At 71.8% G+C, this 16,706-nt stretch carries 17 protein-coding genes and 1 pseudogene; 8 read left to right on the top strand and 10 right to left on the bottom strand.

Features of this window, described 5'->3' with window-relative positions:
- Nucleotides 1–4 precede the first annotated feature (4 nt).
- Nucleotides 5–613 carry a (2Fe-2S)-binding protein gene (locus tag NGB36_RS21670; protein WP_255922039.1) on the bottom strand — a complete coding sequence of 203 codons (609 nt, stop codon included), beginning with the start codon at nucleotides 611–613 and terminating at the stop codon, nucleotides 5–7.
- Nucleotides 604–1,491: an FAD binding domain-containing protein gene (locus tag NGB36_RS21665; RefSeq protein WP_255922037.1), complete on the bottom strand. Its 888-nt coding sequence runs from the start codon at nucleotides 1,489–1,491 to the stop codon at nucleotides 604–606. Before NGB36_RS21665 ends, NGB36_RS21670 begins: the two co-directional genes overlap by 10 nt.
- A gap of 290 nt (nucleotides 1,492–1,781) precedes the next feature.
- Between NGB36_RS21665 and NGB36_RS21660 the strand changes: the two genes are divergently transcribed.
- A complete protein-coding gene (locus tag NGB36_RS21660) occupies nucleotides 1,782–3,446 on the top strand; it encodes a PucR family transcriptional regulator (RefSeq protein WP_255922036.1) in 1,665 nt (554 codons plus the stop codon).
- A gap of 166 nt (nucleotides 3,447–3,612) precedes the next feature.
- Nucleotides 3,613–4,398, top strand: coding sequence for a hypothetical protein (locus NGB36_RS21655; RefSeq protein WP_255922068.1), 786 nt, complete (start codon nucleotides 3,613–3,615; stop codon nucleotides 4,396–4,398).
- A gap of 42 nt (nucleotides 4,399–4,440) precedes the next feature.
- Here the strand turns inward: NGB36_RS21655 and NGB36_RS21650 are convergent, their stop codons facing one another.
- Nucleotides 4,441–5,235: a GntR family transcriptional regulator gene (locus NGB36_RS21650; RefSeq protein ID WP_372509493.1), complete on the bottom strand. Its 795-nt coding sequence runs from the start codon at nucleotides 5,233–5,235 to the stop codon at nucleotides 4,441–4,443.
- A 324-nt stretch (nucleotides 5,236–5,559) separates the two neighbouring features.
- Between NGB36_RS21650 and NGB36_RS21645 the strand changes: the two genes are divergently transcribed.
- Entirely contained in the window at nucleotides 5,560–6,603 is a 1,044-nt protein-coding gene (locus NGB36_RS21645) for a DUF2637 domain-containing protein (RefSeq protein ID WP_255922035.1), read from the top strand.
- On the opposite strand, the gene NGB36_RS21640 is transcribed toward NGB36_RS21645, so the two are convergent.
- Together NGB36_RS21640 and NGB36_RS21635 are read right to left on the bottom strand one after the other, a co-directional pair.
- On the bottom strand, nucleotides 6,600–7,103 hold the full coding sequence (locus NGB36_RS21640; RefSeq protein WP_255922034.1) for an ATP-binding protein: 504 nt from the start codon (nucleotides 7,101–7,103) through the stop codon (nucleotides 6,600–6,602). The two genes, NGB36_RS21645 and NGB36_RS21640, sit on opposite strands and share 4 nt — an antisense overlap.
- Nucleotides 7,104–7,185: 82 nt before the next feature.
- On the bottom strand, nucleotides 7,186–8,568 hold the full coding sequence (locus NGB36_RS21635) for a protein phosphatase 2C domain-containing protein (RefSeq protein ID WP_255922033.1): 1,383 nt from the start codon (nucleotides 8,566–8,568) through the stop codon (nucleotides 7,186–7,188).
- 112 nt (nucleotides 8,569–8,680) lie between these two features.
- On the opposite strand from NGB36_RS21635, the gene NGB36_RS21630 reads away from it, so the two are divergent.
- Nucleotides 8,681–9,163: a DUF456 domain-containing protein gene (locus tag NGB36_RS21630; RefSeq protein ID WP_255922031.1), complete on the top strand. Its 483-nt coding sequence runs from the start codon at nucleotides 8,681–8,683 to the stop codon at nucleotides 9,161–9,163.
- A gap of 49 nt (nucleotides 9,164–9,212) precedes the next feature.
- On the opposite strand, the gene NGB36_RS21625 is transcribed toward NGB36_RS21630, so the two are convergent.
- On the bottom strand, nucleotides 9,213–9,551 hold the full coding sequence (locus tag NGB36_RS21625; protein ID WP_255922030.1) for a hypothetical protein: 339 nt from the start codon (nucleotides 9,549–9,551) through the stop codon (nucleotides 9,213–9,215).
- 7 nt (nucleotides 9,552–9,558) lie between these two features.
- On the opposite strand from NGB36_RS21625, the gene NGB36_RS21620 reads away from it, so the two are divergent.
- The 3 genes from NGB36_RS21620 (at nucleotide 9,559) to NGB36_RS21610 (ending at nucleotide 11,863) form a co-directional block, all read left to right on the top strand.
- Nucleotides 9,559–9,861 (top strand): hypothetical protein, encoded by a 303-nt coding sequence (locus NGB36_RS21620; RefSeq protein WP_255922028.1) that lies wholly within the window; start codon nucleotides 9,559–9,561, stop codon nucleotides 9,859–9,861.
- Nucleotides 9,862–9,929: 68 nt separating this feature from the next.
- Nucleotides 9,930–10,736, top strand: coding sequence for a phytanoyl-CoA dioxygenase family protein (locus tag NGB36_RS21615; protein ID WP_255922027.1), 807 nt, complete (start codon nucleotides 9,930–9,932; stop codon nucleotides 10,734–10,736).
- A 284-nt stretch (nucleotides 10,737–11,020) separates the two neighbouring features.
- Nucleotides 11,021–11,863 (top strand): polysaccharide deacetylase family protein, encoded by an 843-nt coding sequence (locus NGB36_RS21610; RefSeq protein ID WP_255922025.1) that lies wholly within the window; start codon nucleotides 11,021–11,023, stop codon nucleotides 11,861–11,863.
- On the opposite strand, the gene NGB36_RS21605 is transcribed toward NGB36_RS21610, so the two are convergent.
- Nucleotides 11,844–12,365, bottom strand: coding sequence for a methylated-DNA--[protein]-cysteine S-methyltransferase (locus NGB36_RS21605; protein ID WP_255922024.1), 522 nt, complete (start codon nucleotides 12,363–12,365; stop codon nucleotides 11,844–11,846). The two genes, NGB36_RS21610 and NGB36_RS21605, sit on opposite strands and share 20 nt — an antisense overlap.
- On the bottom strand, nucleotides 12,362–13,915 hold the full coding sequence (locus NGB36_RS21600; protein WP_255922066.1) for an AlkA N-terminal domain-containing protein: 1,554 nt from the start codon (nucleotides 13,913–13,915) through the stop codon (nucleotides 12,362–12,364). The genes NGB36_RS21605 and NGB36_RS21600 overlap by 4 nt, the downstream gene beginning before the upstream one ends.
- Before the next feature lie 170 nt (nucleotides 13,916–14,085).
- Here NGB36_RS21600 and NGB36_RS21595 point away from each other — a divergent pair, with 170 nt between their 5' ends.
- On the top strand, nucleotides 14,086–14,211 hold the full coding sequence (locus NGB36_RS21595) for a hypothetical protein (protein ID WP_255922022.1): 126 nt from the start codon (nucleotides 14,086–14,088) through the stop codon (nucleotides 14,209–14,211).
- A gap of 51 nt (nucleotides 14,212–14,262) precedes the next feature.
- Here NGB36_RS21595 and rsgA read toward each other — a convergent pair.
- A pseudogene (gene rsgA, locus NGB36_RS21590) lies at nucleotides 14,263–15,361 on the bottom strand (ribosome small subunit-dependent GTPase A).
- Between the two features lie 202 nt (nucleotides 15,362–15,563).
- Nucleotides 15,564–16,706, bottom strand: a complete 1,143-nt coding sequence (locus NGB36_RS21585; RefSeq protein ID WP_255922021.1) for a YihY/virulence factor BrkB family protein — start codon at nucleotides 16,704–16,706, stop codon at nucleotides 15,564–15,566.

Raw genomic sequence — 16,706 nt, 5'->3', positions numbered from 1 at the left:
GCGATCAGGCCCCCGTTCCTGCGGTCTCGGCCCCGGCGCGGGCGGCCGCGAGGCGGACCGCGTCGAGGATCTTCTCGTAGCCGGTGCAGCGGCACAGGTTGCCGGAGAGCGCCTCGCGGATGTCGGCGTCCGACGGGGAGTCGTTGCGCTCCAGCAGTTCATCGGCGGCGACGAGCAGCCCCGGGGTGCAAAAACCGCACTGGACGGCGCCGGCGTCGATGAACGCCTGCTGGATCGGCGAGAGCGTCAGCGGGGAGGTGCTCGCCTCTCCGGACTGGCCGTCGGCCGGCTTGGACTCCCACTGCTTCGCCTCGTCGAGCGTGGTGCCGCAGGCGCCGCCGGCGCAGCCGGCAGCGGCGCGCTTCTTCGCCTGGTCGGCGAGGCCCTCAACGGTGACGATGTCGCGGTCCTGGGCCTGGCCCGCGGCGACCAGACACGAACAGACCGGAACACCGTCGAGGCGGACGGTGCAGGAGCCGCACTCGCCCTGCTCGCAGGCGTTCTTCGAGCCGGGCAGGCCGAGCCGCTCACGCAGCACGTACAGAAGGCTCTCGCCCTCCCAGACGTCGTCGGCCTCTTGCTGCCGGCCGTTGACATTAAAGGTCAGGCGCATTGTGCGCTCCTCTCGTTCCCGCGGTACTCGTCCCACGTCCAGCCGAGGGTGCGGCGGGCCATGATGCCCAGCGCATGGCGGCGGTAGGACGCGGATCCGCGCACGTCGTCAATGGGGTTGGCGGCGCCGGAGACGAGCTCCGCGAACTGGCGGGCGACGGCAGGCGGAATGATCTTGCCGTTCTCCCAGAAGCCGCCCTCTTCCAGCGCGGCGGCGAGGAAGGTCTCGGCCTCCTTGGCGCGAATCGGCGTCGGGGCGGCCGAGCCGATGCCGGTGCGGATCGTGCGGGTCTTCGGGTGCAGCGCAAGTCCGAAGGCGCACACCGCGATCACCATGGCGTTACGGGTGCCGACCTTGGAGAACTGCTGCGGCCCGTCGGCCTTGGGCAGGTGGACGGCGCGGATGAGCTCGTCGGGTTCGAGCGCGTTGCGCTTGACGCCCACGTAGAACTCGTCGATCGGGATCATCCGGGTGCCACGCACGGAGACGGCCTCGACCTCGCCGCCGGAAGCGAGAAGCGCCGGGTGGGCGTCACCGGCCGGGGAGGCGGTGCCCAGGTTGCCGCCGACGCCGCCGCGGTTGCGGATCTGCGGAGAGGCGACGGTGTGGCTGGCGAGTGCCAGGCCGGGAAGTTCCGAGCGCAGATTCTCGATGATGCTGGTGTACGAGACCGAGGCACCCAGCCGGACGGTGTCCTCGCCCACCTCCCACTCCTGCAGCTCGGCAATGCGGTTCAGGTCCAGCAGCACGTCGGGCCTGCGGTGGTCGAAGTTGATCTCGACCATCACATCGGTGCCGCCCGCGATCGGCACAGCGGTGGGGTGCTCGGCCTTAGCGGCGAGCGCCTCCTCCCAGCTGGCGGGGCGCAGGAAGTCCATGGGTGTCTCTTCTCGAGTGTCGAGTTGCTGAGTGGCGCGTGTGTGCGGTCCGGAGGGGTGCCGAGCGGGACCGCTGTCTCACTCGTCGGACGTTCATCTCGTGTTAACGCTTGATGAGGCTCAGTACACAGACGAGCAGCCACTTGAGTGCAGTCACTGAAAACATGAAGCGTTTGGCTGGCTGGAACCCATAGCTTGTAGATTCCTCTGAAAGGCAAGGTTCCGCTCTTGCGCCAGCTCCCGGAACCGACCCCGTACCACCGATCCGTACCACCGACGAGGCGACGACGATGCGGCTGCGCACCCTGCTCCATACCGAAGCCCTGGGCCTTCGGCTGCTCAGCGGCGAGGAAGAACTGGACCGCACGGTGCGTGGTGTGATGACCACGGACCTGCGCGACCCCAGCCGCTATCTCTCCGGTGGTGAACTGGTCCTCACCGGTCTGGCGTGGCGGCGCGGCCCGGAGGACGCCGAGCCGTTCGTACGGCTGCTCGCGGCCGCCGGCGTCGCGGCGCTCGCCGCGGGCGAAGCCGAGCTCGGGTCCGTTCCCGACGACCTGGTCCGGGCGTGCGCACGGCACCGGCTGCCGCTCTTCGCCGTCAACGAGGACGTCGCTTTTGCGACAATCACCGAGTACGTGGTGCGACAGGTCTCCACCGAGCGCGCAGGCGACCTGGCCGCCGTTGTGGAAAGACACCGAAGGCTGGTCTCCTCCGGACCCGCGGGCGGCGGCCCCGACGCCGTGCTCGATCTGCTCGTCACCGACCTCGACCTGCGGGCCTGGGTGCTCTCCTCCACCGGACGGCAGATCGCCGGCGGCGAGGACGCGCTGCCCGCCGCGGTCCGTGCCGAGCTCGCGGGCGAGCACCTCGCCGCGTGCCGCACGGCGCGCCCCGCGCCGTACCGGGCGATCGCCGCAGGACGGGCCTTCTCGCTCTTCCCGATCCGCCGCACCGAGGCCGACTCGCGCACCAGCGTGCTGTCGGACTGGCTGCTCGCGGTCGAGGCCGACACCGGCGACTGGCCGCGCCAGCGGCTCGACCTGCTGCGCGGCGTCACCCAGCTGATCGCCGTCGAACGCGACCGCCAGGACGCGGCCGGTTCGGTACGGCGCAGGCTCGCCCAGGAGGTGCTGGAGCTGGTGCAGACGGGCGCGCCGCCCGCCGAGGTCGCCGCGCGGCTACGGGTGGCCGCGCCGGTGCTGCTGCCCGGCACGGGCACGGCGCCGCACTGGCAGGTCGTCGTCGCCACGGTGGACTGGGCGCGCGGCGACATCCCCGGCGGGCCGGTCGCCCAGTCACTGCTGGAGGAGATCCTGATCGACCCGGCGGCGGTGGGGGCCGACCCCGCCGAGCGGATCGCCGTCGCGCACACAGCGGACGAGGCGATGGCGCTGCTGCCGCTGCCTGCCGCGCCGGGCGAGGCGGCGGGCGAGGAGGCGGGCGAGGAGGTCACGGAGGGCCTGCACGCGGACAAGCTGCTGCGCTCGGTCGCCGGCCCGCTCGCCCGCGGCCTCGACGGGGACGGGCGGCTGACGATCGGGGTGAGCGCGTCCGTGCACTCCGCGGAGGGGTTGCGCGGCGCGCTGGAGGAGGCGCGGCACGCACGCCGCGTGGCAGCGGCGCGCTCCGGGAGGGTGTGCGTGGCGGGCCACGAGGAACTCGCCTCGCACGTGCTGCTGCTGCCGTTCGTGCCGGACGACGTGCGGCGCGCGTTCACCGCGCGGCTGCTCGACCCGCTGCGGGCCTACGACCGACGGCACCGCGCCGAGCTGATCCCGACGCTGGAGGCATTCCTGGACTGCGACGGATCGTGGACACGCTGCGCCGCCCGGCTGCACCTGCACGTCAATACGCTGCGCTACCGCATCGGCCGCATCGAGCAGCTGACGGGCCGGGATCTGTCCCGGCTGGAGGACAAGGTCGACTTCTTCCTGGCGCTGCGCATGAGCTGAACGACACGCGGCGGTGCTGTCAAGACCGCCCCCGTCTGCGACTTTGTGAATCTGTTCACCTACCCCTTGGCTGGGCGCTGCCCGCCGTGTTGAACTTCGCCCTACCGCAGATCGACGGCTGGGCTCGACGGTGCGCTCGGGGAGGGGAACTGTGGCCGACGCCTCCATGGCGGAATCTGACACGCAGGGGACGGCCGACCGGACGGCCGGCAGGCACGTGTACGAGGATCCACCGGGTCTGTGGCGGCTGCGGTCACGCGGCTGCTGGACGGAGGCGGCGGAACTGCTGGCCGCCGGCAGCGCCTCGGACCCGGACGCCGCCCTGCGCCGCGCGGCCCTGCTGACGGAACGCTGCCTGTTCACGGCGTCCGGCTGGGCCGAGGCGGAAGACGCGCTGCGCACCGCGGAGGCACTGGCCCGCACCGACGCCGAACGCGGCCGCGCCGCCTGCGAGCGCGGGCACCTCGCGTACGCCGCCACCGTGCTCCATGTGCGTGACCGTGCCGACGAGGCGCGGGCGGCGCTCGGCCGCGGCGCGGCGCTGCTGCCGCCTGGCGTACGGGACCGGGCGCTGCTCGACTTCCGGCGCGGCCTGGTCGCGGAGAACCTGGCGGGCAACCCGGCCGGCGCCAAGCTCGCCTACCGTCGTGCCCATGCGGCCGCCGCGGCGCACGGCGACCGGTTGCTCTTCTCGTTCACCTGGCGCCATCTGGCCGGTCTGGCGCTGCGCGAGGGCGATCTGGCCGAGGCGCGGCACGGCTTCGCTAAGTCGCTGCGCATCCGCGAGGAGCTCGGGTATCTGATCGGCACCACGCCGGCGCTGGTCTCGCTCGCCGAGGTCGAACCGGAGACCGAGACGGCCGCCCGCCTGCGCGGCGAGGCCCACCGGCTGTTCCGGCTGCTGGGCGGCATCCCCGTCTGGCTCGCGGACGTCCTCGGCGACGAGGACTGAAGCACGCTCCTCATGCTCGGCCACGACGGCGGGGAACGGCCCCTACGCCCAGGAGGACCCGCCGAAGTGCTCCCGCAAGAGGCCTTCGGCCTCCTCGACATCACCCGCCGCCAGCGCGTCCAGCAGAGCGACGTGCTCCGTCGCATCCCCGAGCATGCCCGCCTCGGCGCCGGGTCCCGTGCCCTGCGCCACCGGGCACTGGGCGCGGCGGTGCAGCTCCTCGGCCACGACGACCAGCTGCGCGTTGCCGGAGAGCGCGAGCAGCGCGCCGTGGAATGCCCGGTCCGCCTCCGCGTATGCCGCGCGGTCACCCTCGGCCGCCGCGTCGACCGTCGCAGCGGCGAGCGGGCGCAGTTCCTCCCACTGTTCGGCCGGCACCGTGTGCGCAAGGCGCTGCAGCACGGGAAGCTCCACCAGCGCCCGCACCTCGGCGAGCTCCGCCAGATCGCGCGCGGTGCGCTCGGTGACCCGGAAGCCGCGGTTGTGCACGACCTCGACGGAGCCTTCGCGCACCAGCTGGTGCATCGCCTCGCGTACCGGAGTCGCCGAGACGCCGAAGCGTTCCGCCAGCGCCGGGGCCGAGTAGACCGCGCCCGGCCGCAGGTCCCCGGTGACCAGCGCACTGCGCAGCTCGCGCAGCACCTGGTCGCGCAGGGAGTACCGTTCCGGCAGCCGCCGTGCACCCACCGCCTGCGCCGGATCGGGGTGCACGTGCTCGCCGCGCGCCGACGGCACCGTCTCGAACGGCGACGCCGCCGCCTGGCCCGGCACCCGCTGCGACGACGCGGGAGCCCGGTCCCCGGCGTCCCATGCGCGCGACTGCGTGCCCTGCTCCACCGACGTCTCCTCGTTCCTCCCCCGAACGGCTCATCGCACCCTACTTCACGGTCCGCAGTCGCCTCGCGGGGCTCGGCCGAGCGTCATACACCAGTCACGGTGCGTCAGCCCTAGCGATCACACAAATTCCCCGAGCAACATCCGATCGAGTGATAGGCGCGGGATCAACTCCCCTATACTCGCCCGATAGTTCGAGACTTCACCCCCCTTCGTCCCGCGTGGACCGCTCATTGGCGTTCTCTTGTCCCGAAACCGTCCCGTTGACGCGGGTCATTCGCCAGGATGGCGCGCAGCGCGAAGACAAGCGAAACAAGGGACCACCAGATGAGAATGTCGGACATATCGCCAGACTGGATGCTGTCGGCAGTCGTGGGCCTGGTGGTCGCCGGCACGGCGGCCACGATGTTCCTGCGCAGCCGCAAGACCCGCGCCGCGCAGGCCGAGCAGCTCGACTCATGGGAACGAAGCGAGGACCGCCGTCGCAAGAAGGAAGCGGTGTACGGCAGCGCCTCATACATCCTGCTCTTCTGCTGCGCTGCGGTCGCCGCGGCGCTGTCGTTCCACGGCCTGGTCGGCTTCGGTGAGCAGAACCTCGGCCTCAGCGGCGGCTGGGAGTACCTGGTGCCCTTCGGCCTGGACGGCGCCGCGATGTTCTGCTCGGTACTCGCGGTGCGGGAGGCGAGCCACGGCGACGCGGCGCTCGGCTCGCGGCTGCTGGTGTGGACGTTCGCGGCGGCGTCGGCATGGTTCAACTGGGTACACGCACCGCGCGGTTACGGCCACGCGGGCGCCCCGGAGTTCTTCGCCGGGATGTCGCTGTCGGCCGCGGTGCTCTTCGACCGCGCGCTGAAGCAGACCCGCCGCGCCGCACTGCGGGAGCAGGGCCTCGTACCGCGCCCGCTGCCGCAGATCCGCGTGATGCGCTGGGTGCGCGCCCCGATCGAGACGTACCGCGCCTGGTCGCTGATGCTGCTGGAGAACGTCCGCACGCTCGATGAGGCGGTCGAGGAGGTGCGCGACGACCGGCGCGAGCGCGAGCAGGAGCGGACGCGCCGCCGCGACCGCGACCGCCTGCAGCGGGCCCGTATCAAGGCGATCGCACGCCAGCACCGGGGCTGGGGCCGCACCCGTGGCGGCCGCCAGGTGGAGCTCACCGCCGGTACGCCGGCGGCGGAGCCCGCGCCGGCGCCCGCGTCCGCGCAGACCGCGGAAGCGGCCGAGCTGCCGGTGCGGGCCAGGCCCGCGCTGCAGTCGATCCCCGGCGAGAGCGTGACCATCGACCTGACCGCGGAGGACGATACGATGACGCTGCCGCGGCTGGACTCTCTCGAGGCCAAACTCAAGGACCTGGAGCGGCAGTTCGGCTAGGAGCCGCCGGTGGCGACCAGCTCGAACCACACGATCTTCCCCACCCCATGCGGCCTGACCCCCCAGGCGTCGGCGAGTGCCTGCACCAGCAACAGCCCGCGCCCGGAGGCCGCTTGGTCGGATGCCTTGCGCATCTTCGGGTGACGGGTGACGAAGTCGTACACCTCGACGCGCAGCCGGTGCACGGGGCCGCCGCTCAGCGTCGCGGTGAGCTCCGCGCCCCGGTCGGTGTGCACCAGCGCATTGGTGACAAGTTCACTGGTCAGCAGCTCCGCGGTGTCCGCAAGGCCGGACGCGCCCCAGGAGTGGAGCTGGTCGCGGAGCAGCCGCCGCACCTCCGCGACCGCCGGCAGGTCCGCGCGCCTCAGCCGGTGCCGCAGCTCTCTTCCGGACGGACCCGCCGTCGCCTCCGTCGTTGTCGTATGCGGGCCACGATCCGGGACGGGTATGCCACCGCCCCGTTCGGCCCGCTCGGTCCTTGCTTCCGGCCGTCGATCCATCGACTCCGCTCCGGCCCCCGCCACATATCCCCCTTCGAACAGCTTCGCGCAATGCATGCCCACCCACGAGCAGCTGAATCGTTCACCGCTCCCAGACGGCCACGACCGTGCGGTCGTCCGCGTATCCCTTGACGCGTGTCTGGGCGTCCGCGAGGAACGCGGCGATGCCGGGCGGAGGCTGCGACGGACCCCAGCGCCGTGCGAGCCTGCGAGCCAACTCGGGCTGGTCACACAGCGGTTCCGCCAGACCCACGCTGCACAGCAGCAGGGTGTCGCCGGGCCGCGCGACGGAGGCCCGGAACCGGAAGCGCGCAGAGCCGACATCGTCGGCGCGGGTGTCGTCGGCGGACGGCTCGGGCGGATCGTGCGGCTCCGGCGGATCGGCGCCGGGACCGAGATCCTGCCATTCGCCGTCGCGGAGCCGGAACAGGCCGCCTGAACCGATGCCGAAGAAGAGGCGGTTGGGGCAGTCCGGGTCCACGGGAAGCAGCAGACAGTGCAGGGAGGTCTGAGTGTGCGCGTCCGCACGCTCGGTGAGGCGCTGCAGCCCCGACTTGAGCGAACCGCGGCGTGATGCGCGGACGTCCTCCACGAGCCGGGCGTGGCTGCGCCCGACGGCCGCGGCGATCGCCCGGCACGCCTCCCACGCCAGCCGGTGACCGTCCTCGACGGCCCGCCCGCTGCTGGCGACCGCGGCGAGCAACAGCGCGTCGTCGCCCACCCCGAAGCGTGCCGTCAGCAGGGCGTCACCGCGCGGGCGACCCCGATACCGTGCGGAATCGCCGCGGGTGGAAGCGGCGCGCACAGTCAGCCGCCCGTAGTGGGCGCCGTCGAGCACGGTGTCCGGGACGAGCTCGTCCAGCCGCTCCGCATCCGCCACCGGCCAGGCGGTCGGCTCGCCTTCGTACGTCGGCGGCCGGTCGCCGACATACGCGACGACAGGCACGTCGGGGTCCCCGGGGCCGGCAGGCGGCTCGGGTTCGGCGGACCGCCCGGGGAGTTGCTCAGGGGTCTGGTCGCCCCACGGTTCCGCCGGCCCCGGCGCCACCGCGGCGGCCTCCCAACTCCCCGGCGCAGGAAGCCCCGGCCCCGGCTCGCGCGCCGCCCAGCTCGGCGGAAGTCGCTTGCTCGGGGCTGGAGTTGACCGCGTTGGCGTATGGTACAGCTGCCGCAACCGCAAGGTGTCCTCGGCGCGGTCGTCGGCATCCGGCGCGTCGGCATTCAACACGTCGGCGTCCGGCGCCTCGCCGGCCGCGTCACGGGGCGGGGGCACAGGCACGGCGTCCGTCACCGCGGCGATGGCTGAGGCGTAGTGCTCGTCGAGCGAGTCGCCGTACCATGCCCGTTCCGGCTCCGGCGCGTCGTCGCCCACGTCCGGCGTGCCGCCGTCGTCGTAGAGCCGGCCCCACCAGGCGTCCGCTGGTGTGTCCTGGGTCGTCGGCTGCGCCTCCCCCTTGTGACTCATGCCCTTATTGTCCACCGCGACACGCCCAGGGAAACGGTTCTTGGGAGATCTACCCGAACGGACCCGCGCATGCCGTGGGTCAACGCGCCCCCGATTCGGGCAGTCTGACGACATGACGGCCGCGCAGCTGCTTATCGTCGGCCTGGTGATGGCGGCCGGCCTGCTGGGCGTTCTGATGCCGGGGCTGCCCGGTCCGCTGGTGTGCTGGGCGGCCGTGCTGTGGTGGGCGTCGACCCTGCACACCGCGTTCGCGTGGTACGTGCTCTTCGCCACCGCAGCCGTCCTGGTGCTCGCGCAGGTGGTCGTCGTACTGATGCCCGCCCGCCGCCTGCGGGACTCGGGAATCTCCCGGCGCACGCTCTTCCTGGGCGGGATCTCCGGCATCCTCGGCTTCTTCGTCGTTCCCGTCCTCGGCGGCTTGCTCGGCTTCGTCGGCGGAATCTACATGCAGGAACGTTCCCGCCTGGGGACGCACCGCGCGGCCCGGATGTCCACCCGCGTCGCCATGCGCGCCATCGGCGCGTCCTTGCTGGTGGAGCTCTTCGCCTGCCTGCTGGTGGCGGGCACTTGGCTCGGCGTGACAGCTTTTGGGTGAACGCCCGCTCCTCACGTCCGCACGACCGCCTCCATGACGGCACGGCCGTTCAAGCGCAGGCACTCGCCGGCAGCGCCGCGTGCGGCAGCACCAGCGGGCCGTCCGGCCCGGTGAACTCCCCGCTGAGCAGGTCGAAGTGGCGTTTGATTCCGGCTCGGATTTCGGGCGTCTGGCTGACCACGATCTGCCCGATCGTCGCGGCCCCGGCATCGGGGCCGCCCCACCACTCCGCGGCACTGGCCCGATGGTCCCATCGGAGCGTCTCGCACGCGGCGGACTGCAGGCCGGCGGCGTCCAGCAAGCCGATGAGCCCTTGCTCGTCCCGGCAGAAGTCGTCCTCGGGGGCGAGGGTGAGCTGATGGGCGTTGTCGCTCGCCCTGGCCCCCATGAACCTGATGTGCACACCGACCCTGGCCGCGAGCGCCGAGACGGTCAGCAATCTGGCTCCGCCGCAGGTGCGGGGTGAGGCGATGGGGCTGCAGGACTCCGCGAGCCGGCTGGGCATGGCGCTGGGCAGCCCGGCGGTCGGCTTCGCGATCGACCACTCCTCCCCCGGGTGGGGTTTCGCCACGGCCGGTCTCGGCGGCCTTGCCCTGGCCGGCACCGGTGTCCTGTTCCAGCTGCGCTCCCAGACGGTGCTCCGGCAGAAGGCGCGCGAACGTCTGGACGCCTCCGGCGTCGACCAGACGGTCCGATGAGCAAGATGAGGAACTGGTGCCGGGAAAACCGGTTGCCGGGCTCGCGGCGCAGGCCAAGAATCGCGGGTATGGGGGATATCCTGACGGCGGATCAAGTAGAGCGGTTCGTCACGGACGGTTTCGTCCGCGTGCCCGAGGCGTTTCCGCGGTCGGTGGCGGAGGAGTGCCGGGCGATCCTGTGGCGGGACACAGGGCTGGACCCCGACGACCCCGCGACGTGGACCCGGCCCGTCGTCCGCCTCGGCGGTTATGGGAACGAGCCGTTCCGGCGCGCCGCCAACACACCGCGCCTGCACGGTGCCTTCGACCAACTCGTCGGCGCGGGCCGGTGGGTGCCGTGCGACGGCCTGGGTACCTTTCCCATCCGGTTTCCGCACCCCGACGATCCCGGCGACGCCGGTTGGCACATGGACGCCAGCTACGTCCCGGAGGGCGAACACGAGTACTGGCTCAATCTGCGGTCCCGTGGCCGGGCGCTGCTGATGCTGTTCCTGTTCTCCGATGTCGACGCCGACAACGCACCGACTCGTATCAAGGCCGGCTCCCATCTGGATGTGCCGCCCTTTCTGGAACCTGCCGGCGACCGCGGCATGGGGATGTTCACCCTGTGCAAGGCGATGGACGCCGCAGGCAGACTCGACGCGCCGGATCGTCCGCTGGCGCTCGCCACCGGCCGGGCCGGCGATGTATATCTGTGTCACCCGTTTCTGATCCACGCGGCCCAGCCGCACCGCGGCACCGTCCCGAGGATCATCGCCCAGCCTCCCCTGATCCCGACCGGTCTGCTCGACCTCGACCGCCGCGACGGCGCGTACTCCCCCGTCGAACGCGCGGTGCTGCTCGGTCTCGGCCGGTCATACCCCGAACGGTCGTAGCGAGGCCGTGCAGCAGTGCGCACGCGGGGAGGTCGTCCGCCGGCGCCGGGTGAACGTCCCTGGGGGAACGTCCCTGGGTGAAGGCGTCGTTCAGCGGTGTGGCGCACTCGTCGTCGGAGAAGAGGCGAGGGGCTCTTGGCGCACGCCGCATAACGCCGGACACACGAGGCGCCCGGCTTCTCACAGCAAATTATGAGGAAACTGTCACAGCGGGATCCATATCCCCCGTGTTGACCGTCTTCCAACAGGACTGACGGACAGCACACGCGGGAGGAAAAGCGATCATGGGGTGGAGCGGCATACGGGCGGGGGCGGCAAACCGGCGAGTGGTCGGGGCCGCGATCGCCGCGGTGGCGGGGGCCGGTGTTCTCGCCGGGGTGTGGAGCGCGTACGCGGGCGATGCCGGCAAGGGCACCCCGGCCGCGCAGACGTCCCCCGTGGCGGGGGGCTCGACGCGGTCGCCGGCCCCCACGCCCGTGCCCGGGCAGACCTCGACGCCCGATCCAGGTCTCCCCGCCCCCGAGGTGAGCATGGACATCGCCCACGCCACCGAGGCCGGCGGCAGGACCGTCGCCATCACCATTGACGACGGCCCCAGCCCGGTGTGGACGCCGCAGGTCCTCCAGGTGCTGAAGGAGAACGGCGTCAAGGCGACGTTCTGCATGATCGGGCCGGAGGCGGCGGCGAATCCGGCGATCGTCAAGCAGGTCGTCGCGGACGGCAACCGGCTGTGCGATCACACGGTTTCGCACAACACGTCGATGGATCACCGTCCCGATGCCTACCAGAAGCAGCAGATACTCGACGCCGCGAACGAGATCGAGCAGGCGTCGGGCGGCGTCGCGCCGATGTACTACCGGGCGCCCGGCGGGGCGTTCACCCCGTACAGCCGGCAGATTGCGGCCGCGAACGGGATGCGGCCGCTCGGCTGGAACGTCGACACCAAGGACTACGAGCGCCTCGGTGTCGACGCGATCGCCGACACGGTCAAGGAGGAGCTGAAGAACGGCCCCACCATCCTCTTCCACGACGGTGGTGGTGACCGTTCCCAGACGGTGGAGGCGCTGAAGCAGATCCTTCCGTGGCTGAAGGAACAGGGCTACGGCTTCAGCTTTCCCCTCCGTTGACCTCGGCGGCTGCGGTGCCCTCCAGGGCGAGCAACGCACGCTTGCGGTCAAGTCCGGCCGCGTAGCCGGTGAGTGAGCCGTCGGAACCGATCACGCGATGGCAGGGGCAGATCACCAGCAGCGGATTGGCCCCGACCGCGCCGCCGACGGCACGCACCGCGCCCGGCGACCCTGCTGCGTCGGACAGTTCGCGGTAGGTGACCGTGGAGCCGTAAGGGATGGTGTCGAGCGCTGCCCACACGCGTCGCCTGAAATCGGTGCCGTGCGGGGCGAGCGGCAGGTCGAACTCGCGCAGCTCGCCCGCGAAGTAGGCCTTGAGCTGGCGTTCCGCCTCGGCGAACGCGGTCGGGTCACGCCGCCATTCCTGCCGTACGGTCACGGCGCCGCGCTGGTCGGGGACGGTCGCGCTGGTCAGTGCGACACAGCCGTCCGCCCTCTCCTCACCGGTCAGGGTGAGGGTGCCGAGAGGGCTGTCGAGGGTGGTGTAGAGAGTCGTGCTCATGGTGTGCTCCCGTTGGGTTTGCCGGTCTCGTGGTCCGCGGCCCACAGGTGGTGGAGGGCGTAGGAACGCCAGGGGCGCCAGGCCTCGGCCACCGCGGACGCGGTCCTCGGTGCGCCGTCGACGCCGAGGACGGCCAGCCCCCGCCGCACGCCGACGTCCGTCGGCAGGAAGACGTCGGGGTCGCCGAGCGCGCGCATCCGGATGTATCCGGTCGTCCAGGGCCCGATGCCCGGCAGGTCAAGCAGGCGTGTGGTGGTCTCGTCGCGGTCGGCGCCCGGGTCGAGGCGCAGTGCACCGCTCGCCACTGCCTCGGCGAGCGCGCGCAGGGTGCGTCGTCTGGAGTCGGGCATGCCGAGCTCGGTGAAGCCCGCGGCGGCGAGCCTGTCGGCCGCCGGAAAGAGGTGGGTGAGCCCGCTGTCCGCTCCGCCGGGGAGCCGGTCGCCGTAGGCGGCCACCAGCGTCCCCAGCATGGTGCGCGCGCCCGCCACGGTGATCTGCTGGCCGATGACTGCACGGATGCCCAGCTCGAACGGGTCGGCGGCGCCCGGTGAGCGCACACCGGGGCGTGCGGCGACGGCGGGGGCGAGCACCGGGTCGGTGCCGAGCAGTTGGCCGACCGCATCGGGGTCCGCGTCCAGGTCGAACAAGTGGCGGATGCGCTGGACGGCGGTGGTCAGGTCGCGCAGGTCGCTCAGGCGTAGCCGGCAGTCGAGCCAGCCGCGGCCCGGCGCCTCGTCGATCTCCGCCGTTCCCGCGCCGTACGGCAGCCGCAGCGTCCGGCGGTACGTCCGGGCGCCGGGTGTGCCGGTGATCTCCTCGATGCCGGGGATCACGCGTCGGGCGAGGAAGTCGAAGACCCCGCCCGCCTCGTAGGCGCCGCGGTAGGCGAGGCGCAGCGGCACTGCGGTGGCGTGGCTTGCTGGGGCGGCGGCCCTGCGGGAATGGGCGTCCTGGCGCAGCTCGGTCGGGGTGCGGCCGTAGATCTCACGGATCGAGTCGTTGAACTGGCGTACGCTGGCGAAGCCGGCGGCGAACGCGACCTGGGTGACCGGGAGTTGCGTGGTCTGCAGCAGAACGCGTGCGGCCTGGGCCCGTTGGGCTCGGGCGAGCGCGACGGGTCCGGCGCCGACCTCGGCGGTGAGCTGGCGGTTGACCTGCCGTTCGCTGTAGCCGAGGCGCTTGGCGAGCCCGGCGACGCCGTCGCGGTCGACGACGCCGTCGCGGATCAGCCGCATCGCGCGGCCGACGAGATCGGCGCGGGCGTCCCACTCGGGGGAGCCGGGCACGGCGTCGGGGCGGCAGCGACGGCAGGCGCGGTAGCCGGCACCCTGCGCGGCGGCGGCCGTCGGGTAGAAGGTGACGTTCTGTCGCTTGGGGGTCACGGCCGGGCAGCTCGGGCGGCAGTAGATCCTGGTGGTCTTCACCGCCGTGAAGAAGACGCCGTCGAAGCGTGCGTCGCGGCTGCGCACGGCCTGGTATCCGGTCTCTTCGTCGATCACGTCTTCCAGTCTGCGCTGTACCGACGGCCGTGACTGGCGGAAATCGGACATCACCATGGGTGAGCGGTGAAGCGCGCGTGAATACCGCCTTGCGGGCCCTGCCAAACGTGACGTGTTACCGGCCGGAATCTGGTGTGGGAAGGCGGGCACACGGGAATCCCACGAGCACGCACCAACTGTGAAGTCTTGGTGAAGCCCTGCCCAACTGCCAGGAGGAGCCCATGATTTACACGATCGTGATAGGCGCCGTGATCATTGCATTGGGCATAGGCAGTGTGGTCTATACCTTCTGGCACGAGGGCAGCCCGCTCCAGGGCCGTCGCCGACGCCACAACGGTGCCAACTAGCGACCGGCGCGTAGTGACGGTGCTCGGCGACGGCGACTGGCGCCCAGGTGCCTATCGACGGCGGCCACGTCCGACGTCGCCGCCGCGTTTCGCCTCCATCGCCGCCCGGCCCTGCGCCGGGCGCCGCTTCCAGACGCGTAGCTGCTCGGCGCGGAGCCGGGCATCCGTGCGGGCGGCGATCCGGGCATTCTCCCTGAGCAGCTTGCGGTAGCTGTCGAGGCGTCGTTGCGGCAGCATGCCGTCCTCGATCGCGGCGCGTACGGCGCAGCCGGGCTCTGTGGCGTGCGCGCAGTCGTGGAACCGGCACTCCCGCGCCAGCTCCTCGATCTCCCCGAACACCTGCGCCACACCGGATTCGGCATCCCACATGCCCACGCCCCGCAGTCCGGGTGTGTCGATGAGGACCCCGCCACCGGGAAGCGGCAGCAGATCGCGCGTGGTCGTGGTGTGCCGCCCCTTGCCGTCGGCGTCGCGGACCGCCTGGACGGCCTGCGTCTCCTCGCCGAGCAGCGCATTGGCGAGAGTGGACTTTCCGGCGCCCGACGAGCCGAGGAGCACGCAGGTGCCCCCGCCGACCAGCGGCGAGCACGTCCACGCCATCGCCGGTCACCGCGCTGACCGCGATCACCTGGACACCGGGCGCGGCCGCCTCGGTGTCAGTGACGAGGAACGCCGGGTCGGGCACGAGGTCGCACTTGGTGAGCGCGACGACCGGCTGGGCGCCGCTCTCCCAGACCAGCGACAAATACCGTTCGATCCGGCCGAGATCGAGCTCGGCGGCGGCCGAGACGACCAGGACCGCATGGTCGACGTTGGCCGCCAGCACCTGCCCCTCGGAGCGCCGCGAGGAGGTGTTGCGGACGGTCGCGGTACGGCGCGGCAGCAACGCCCGTACGAGCACGGGGTCGCCGGTGAGGTCGAGGGCGGCCCAGTCGCCCGTGCAGACCCATTGCAGTGGATCGGGCGAGGAGACAGGTGAGATGTCGGCGCGTACGGGACCGGCTGCCGTGACGGCGTCGCAGACCCGGCCGTGGACGCGCACGATGCGGGCGGGGACGAGGCCCTGGGCACTGTGCGGGGTGAAGGCGGATTCGACAGTGCTGTTCCAGCCGTAGCCGGAGAGCGAGGAGTTCACGCGGTGGCCCTTCAACGGGGCGGCCCGGCTGCGTGGTTGACGGTTGGGTTCAGCCGATGGCCGCGGGGGTGGGGAGGACTGATGTCGGGATGCGGGCAGCGCCCAGCGCAGTGGCAACCATCGGTCCTCACCTCCCGCTCTCACGCGTCGTTCATCATGGGTGCGGCTTCATGCCGCCAGGCAGCGTACGGACGCGCGCACCTGCGCGTCCACCCATTTATTCGCCCTTGCCGTCCGGCTCCTTGTGCTCCTGCTCCCCGTCACCCTTGTCTTCTTTGCCCTCCTCGCTCTCTTTGCCCTCCTCGCCCTCCTCGCCCTCCTTGCCCGTGCGGCGCGCCTCGCCCTCCTCGCCCTCCTTGGCCGTGCGGCGCGCCTCGGCGCGGGCGACGGCCTCGGCCGCCGCCTGCGCGGAGGCCTTGGCCTTCAGCTCGCGCGCCGCCGAGATCTCCAGGGAGGGCCAGACGCGGTCGATCGCCGCGTTGACCGCCGCGCCGACGAGCACCGCGAACGCGGAGACGCCGAGCCACAGCAGCACGGCGACGGGCGCCGCGAGCGACCCGTAGATCGTCGGACCCTCGACGGCGTGCACCAGGTAGATCCGCAGAATGACGCTGCCGAGCACCCAGATCAGCAGCGCCACCAGCGCGCCGGGCACGTCCTCGTACCACGGGGAGCGCACCGGCACCGACACGTGGTACAGCGTGGTGAGGAAGACGACCGACAGCACGATGACGACGGGCCAGTACAGGATCCGCACCATCCCCGCGATCTGCGGCAGCAGGCTTATCACCGCCTCGGGCCCGGCCGCCATCAGCGGCAGCACGATCGCTCCGACGACCAGCGCGACGAGGTACAGGCCGAAGGAGAGCAGGCGGGTTCGCACGATGCCGCGGTGGCCTTCGAGTCCGTACATGATCGTGATGGTGTCGACGAAGACGTTCACTGCGCGCGAGCCCGACCACAGGGCGATCACGAAGCCGAACGAGATCACGTCCGGGCGCCCGCCGCGGAAGACGTCGTTGACCAGCGGGCGCACCAGCTGGTTGACGCCCTTGCTGGACAGGACCGTCCCGGAGGCGGTGAGGATGTTCTGCCGGATGTGGCCGATGGTGTCGGCACCGATGACGCTGTCGAGGTAGCCGAGCGCGCCCACCAGGCCGAGGAGCAGCGGCGGCAGCGAGAAGAGCACGAAGAACGCGGCCTCTGCGGCCAGCCCGGTGACCCGGTACTCCATGCAGGAGTGGAAGGTGTCCTTCAGGAGCACCCACGTCACCTTGCGCTTTGAGACATTGCGGTACAGAGCGCGTGCTCTGTGCCACCGCCCCCGTGTCGGCGGTGGTGTTCCCTCTGCTCCTTGCAC

Origin of the sequence: Streptomyces humicola (assembly GCF_024436035.1) — a bacterium.
Classification (GTDB): domain Bacteria; phylum Actinomycetota; class Actinomycetes; order Streptomycetales; family Streptomycetaceae; genus Streptantibioticus_B; species Streptantibioticus_B humicola.
The sequence above is the reverse complement of the archived record's forward strand: the minus strand, read 5'-3'. Positions and strand labels throughout refer to the sequence as shown.

What these genes read in the sequence shown, in the direction of transcription:
- NGB36_RS21670 (WP_255922039.1), bottom strand. Translation starts at nt 613, where the DNA reads ATGCGCCTGACCTTTAATGTCAACGGCCGGCAGCAAGAGGCCGACGAC.
- NGB36_RS21665 (WP_255922037.1), bottom strand. Translation starts at nt 1,491, where the DNA reads ATGGACTTCCTGCGCCCCGCCAGCTGGGAGGAGGCGCTCGCCGCTAAG.
- NGB36_RS21660 (WP_255922036.1), top strand. Translation starts at nt 1,782, where the DNA reads ATGCGGCTGCGCACCCTGCTCCATACCGAAGCCCTGGGCCTTCGGCTG.
- NGB36_RS21655 (WP_255922068.1), top strand. Translation starts at nt 3,613, where the DNA reads ATGGCGGAATCTGACACGCAGGGGACGGCCGACCGGACGGCCGGCAGG.
- NGB36_RS21645 (WP_255922035.1), top strand. Translation starts at nt 5,560, where the DNA reads ATGAGAATGTCGGACATATCGCCAGACTGGATGCTGTCGGCAGTCGTG.
- NGB36_RS21640 (WP_255922034.1), bottom strand. Translation starts at nt 7,103, where the DNA reads ATGGATCGACGGCCGGAAGCAAGGACCGAGCGGGCCGAACGGGGCGGT.
- NGB36_RS21635 (WP_255922033.1), bottom strand. Translation starts at nt 8,568, where the DNA reads ATGAGTCACAAGGGGGAGGCGCAGCCGACGACCCAGGACACACCAGCG.
- NGB36_RS21630 (WP_255922031.1), top strand. Translation starts at nt 8,681, where the DNA reads ATGACGGCCGCGCAGCTGCTTATCGTCGGCCTGGTGATGGCGGCCGGC.
- NGB36_RS21625 (WP_255922030.1), bottom strand. Translation starts at nt 9,551, where the DNA reads ATGGGGGCCAGGGCGAGCGACAACGCCCATCAGCTCACCCTCGCCCCC.
- NGB36_RS21620 (WP_255922028.1), top strand. Translation starts at nt 9,559, where the DNA reads ATGTGCACACCGACCCTGGCCGCGAGCGCCGAGACGGTCAGCAATCTG.
- NGB36_RS21615 (WP_255922027.1), top strand. Translation starts at nt 9,930, where the DNA reads ATGGGGGATATCCTGACGGCGGATCAAGTAGAGCGGTTCGTCACGGAC.
- NGB36_RS21610 (WP_255922025.1), top strand. Translation starts at nt 11,021, where the DNA reads ATGGGGTGGAGCGGCATACGGGCGGGGGCGGCAAACCGGCGAGTGGTC.
- NGB36_RS21605 (WP_255922024.1), bottom strand. Translation starts at nt 12,365, where the DNA reads ATGAGCACGACTCTCTACACCACCCTCGACAGCCCTCTCGGCACCCTC.
- NGB36_RS21600 (WP_255922066.1), bottom strand. Translation starts at nt 13,915, where the DNA reads ATGTCCGATTTCCGCCAGTCACGGCCGTCGGTACAGCGCAGACTGGAA.
- NGB36_RS21595 (WP_255922022.1), top strand. Translation starts at nt 14,086, where the DNA reads ATGATTTACACGATCGTGATAGGCGCCGTGATCATTGCATTGGGCATA.